A 3751-nucleotide genomic window follows, 5' to 3' on the forward strand; every position below is an offset into this window, starting at 1 on the left:
TCCCTTCAAAAAACGGTTTTTGCCCAAAGTTCCCCCCCTCCGCCCTGCTGGGTGAGGATGGTCTGTGCTCGCTTCGCCCCCGGGGGGGGGCACAACCCCCCCACGGGCGCGAAGCGCACTAGAGGCGGCGGGCCAGGGCGCGGCCTGCGCTGCGCCCGGAGAAGATGCAGCCGCCGAGGAAGGTGCCCTCGAGCGCGTTGTAGCCGTGCACGCCGCCGCCCCCGAACCCCGCGACCTCGCCCGCGGCGTACAGGCCGTCGAACGCGGTGCCGTCGGGCCGGATCACCTGCGAGTCGAGGTCGGTCTCGAGCCCGCCGAGGGTCTTGCGGGTGAGCAGGTTCAGGCGCACCGCGATCAGCGGGCCGTGCTCGGGGTCCTGCAGCTTGTGCGGTTTCGCGACGCGCACCACCTTGTCCGCCGGGTAGGCGCGGGCGTTGCGGATCGCCATCATCTGCATGTCCTTCGAGTAGGCGTTGTCCACCTCCCGGTCCCGCGCGATCACCTCCCGCTCGACCTGCTCGTAGTCCAGCGGCGGGCCGGGGTTGATGGCGTTCATCCCGTCGACGAGGTCGCGGAGATTGTCGCGGACGACGAAGTCCTCGCCGTGCTGCTTGAACGCCTCAACCGGCCCGGTCGCACCCTTTTTGACCCGGCCGAGCAGCAGTTTGAGGTCCTTGCCGGTCATGTCGGGGTTCTGCTCGGAACCCGACAGCGCGAACTCCTTCTCGATGATCGACTGGGTCAGGATGTACCAGGTGTGGTCGTGGCCGGTGCCGAGGATGTACTTGAGCGTGGCGAGGGTGTCGAAACCGGGGAACAGTGGGACGGGCAGTCGGGTACCGGTGGCGTCGAGCCACAGCGACGAGGGGCCGGGGATGATCCGGATCGCGTGGTCGGGCCAGATCGGGTTCCAGTTGATGATGCCCTCGGTGTAGTGCCACATCCGGTCCCGGTTGACGATGTTGCCGCCCGCGTCCTCGGTGATGCCGAGCATCCGGCCGTCCACGTGGGCGGGGACGCCGGTGATCATCCGCTCCGGCGCGCGACCGAGACGCTCCACCGGCCAGTTCCGCTTCACCAGGTCGGGGTTGCCGCCGATGCCGCCGGAGGTGACGATCACGGCCTGCGCACGCAGTTCGAACTCCCCGGTGGTGTCCCGGTTGGACCGGACACCGCGAGGTTCGTGTGCCGGGGCGAGGACGGCGCCCCGGACGCCGACCGCGGCGCCGTTCTCCACGATCAGCTCGTCGACCCGATGCCGGTGCCGGAAGGTGACCAGCCCGCGGGCTGCGGCGTCGAGCACCGGCTCAAGGAACACCCGCACCACCTCGGGGCCGGTGCCCCAGGTGATGTGGAAGCGGGGCACCGAGTTGCCGTGCCCGGTGGCGAGCCCGCCGCCGCGCTCGGCCCAGCCGACGTTCGGCATCACCCGCAGGCCCAGCTCGTGCAGGTAGGCGCGCTTGTCACCGGCAGCGAAGTCGACGTAGGCACGCGCCCACTGCCGGGGCCAGTGGTCCTCGCGGTCCCGGTCGAACCCGGCGCTGCCGAGCCAGTCCTGCAGCGCGAGTTCGTAGGAGTCCTTGATGCCCATCCGGCGCTGCTCGGGGCTGTCGACGAGGAACAGTCCGCCAAGCGACCAGAACGCCTGACCGCCGAGGTTGGCCTCGTTCTCCTGGTCGACGACGAGGACGGTTCTGCCCGCCCGGGTCAGTTCGTAGGTGGCGACCAGGCCGGCGAGGCCGGCCCCGACGACGATGACATCGGCTGTCTCGGACATCACTTCTCCTCGCTGTAACTGCGGAGCACATGGACGAACAGGTCGGTACGTGCACGGGATACTCGGGGGTCGTCCGGTTCCATCAGCACCTGGCTGGAGGTGCCGTCGTGGACCGCGACGAGCGCGCGGCCGAGCGCCTGCTGGTTGAGGATGCGGCGCCCTGCTCGGGTGAGCGCGGACTCGACGATGGGCATGATCGTCGCCTGGATCGCCGCCTCGCGGGCGGCCATGACCGGCTTGAGGGCCGGGTTGCGCAGCGCGTGCGCGGTGAACTCGGCGGTGACGCGGTACCACCGGTCGTCGACCGGGATCGCGTCGAGGATGCGCGCGGCCGCGTGATCGAGGTCGAGTGGGCCGTCGGGCAGCGCCGCTGTCATGGCCGTCGTCACGGCGGCGCGGAGGTCGGCGAGCATGGCCGTTGACCGCTGCTCCCACATCGCGAGGAACAGTTCGTCGAGTGAACCGAAGTTGGAGTAGAACGCGCCGCGGGTGAATCCCGCACGCTCGCAGACCCGTTCGACGGTGGCGCGGCCGACGCCCTCCTCGGCGAACGCGTCGAGGGCGGCGGCGAGCAGCCGTTCCCGGGTCTGCGCTCGACTCCTGGCCATGCTCGATACACTAGTGTATCGAGCGGCTGGGGAGGCGGAACTCCGGACATTCCGGTCGCGCCGCCGCGCGGCGCGGCGGCCGCACCGCGCGGGAAGCCGATACCCTCGACCCCGTGGCCGACACCTCGACGATCGTGCACCTGCGTCCCCTCGAACGCGACGACCTGCGGTTCGTGCACCTGCTGTTCAACGATTCCCAGGTGATGCGGTACTGGTTCGAGGAGCCGTACGAGTCGCTCGCCGAACTGACCCAGCTGTACGACCGCCACATCCACGACGAGCGGGAACGGCGTTTCGTCATCGAATCCGGCGGCGACGCGGTCGGGCTGGTGGAACTGGTGGAGATCGACTACATCCACCGGAACTGCGAGTTCCAGATCATCGTGGCACCCGGCAACCAGGGCAGGGGCTACGCGGGCATCGCGACCCGCAAGGTCCTCGCCCACGCGTTCGGGGTGCTCAATCTGCACAAGGTGTATCTGCTCGTCGACACCGAGAATCACGCCGCGGTGCACATCTACGAGAAGGTCGGGTTCACCGTCGAGGGAGTGCTGCGGGAGGAGTTCTTCGCCGCCGGGCGCTACCGCGACGCGACCCGGATGGGCATCTTCCAGCGCGACTTCCTCGCCGGGTAGGCCCGAGCGGGGCCGCGGCCACCTCGCCCCCGAAGCCGCTGACAGGCCGCTCCCCAATGAGGGACACTGACAGTCATGAGAGCGTGGTTCGCGGCCGGTGCGACGACGGCATTCACCGGCCGCTACGTGCTGCTCAGGATGCTGCTGGTCAAGTTCAAGCGGAACGTCGACGCCCTCAACGCGGGCGACCACCGGCCGCTGCTGCGCTCGTACCACCGCGATGCGGTACTGCGATTCGCGGACGGCGATCACCGGTGGGCGGGGGTCCACGCCGGCCGGGACGCGATCGAGGAGTTCTTGAAGAGCTTCGTCCACGCCGGGCTGCGCGGCGAGATCGTCGAGGCCTACTTCGGCGGGCCGCCGTGGCGGATGACGATCCTCGTCCGCTTCAACGACCATGCGCTCGCGCCCGACGGCACCGTCGCCTACCGAAACAGGACCATCCTGCAGGTCCGCACCAGGTGGGGTCGCATCGTCGAGCAGGAGGACTTCTACGAGGACACCGCCCGGATCGAGGCGTTCGACGCCCGGCTGCGTGAACTGGGCCTCGGCCCGAGGCCATAGCGCCGCACGCCGACGCGTCCGTACCCCCCGTACGCGCCGCCGACCCGTGAACGCCGGTGGGGGGGGGGGGACAAGAAAGGAGGAGGGAGAACAGAAGGGGGTGGGGGAGAGGACGGGAGGGGGGGGACAAGCCACAGTGGGGGAGGAGAGGTTGGAAGGGTGGGGTT

At 69.6% G+C, this 3751-nt stretch carries 4 protein-coding genes; 2 read left to right on the forward strand and 2 right to left on the reverse strand.

What is annotated here, in order from left to right; translation table 11 throughout:
* Positions 1-118: 118 nt before the first annotated feature.
* Positions 119-1777 (reverse strand): FAD-binding dehydrogenase, encoded by a 1659-nt coding sequence (locus ACWF62_RS04955; RefSeq protein ID WP_452629544.1) that lies wholly within the window; start codon positions 1775-1777, stop codon positions 119-121.
* Positions 1777-2385, reverse strand: a complete 609-nt coding sequence (locus ACWF62_RS04960; RefSeq protein WP_378506314.1) for a TetR/AcrR family transcriptional regulator — start codon at positions 2383-2385, stop codon at positions 1777-1779. The genes ACWF62_RS04955 and ACWF62_RS04960 overlap by 1 nt, the downstream gene beginning before the upstream one ends.
* Positions 2386-2498: 113 nt before the next feature.
* Between ACWF62_RS04960 and speG the strand changes: the two genes are divergently transcribed.
* Together speG and ACWF62_RS04970 are read left to right on the forward strand one after the other, a co-directional pair.
* A complete protein-coding gene (speG, locus tag ACWF62_RS04965) occupies positions 2499-3020 on the forward strand; it encodes a spermidine N1-acetyltransferase (RefSeq protein WP_378506313.1) in 522 nt (173 codons plus the stop codon).
* A gap of 75 nt (positions 3021-3095) precedes the next feature.
* Entirely contained in the window at positions 3096-3584 is a 489-nt protein-coding gene (locus tag ACWF62_RS04970; RefSeq protein WP_378506312.1) for a nuclear transport factor 2 family protein, read from the forward strand.
* Positions 3585-3751 lie beyond the last annotated feature (167 nt).

This window comes from Rhodococcus sp. NPDC054953 (assembly GCF_053609225.1).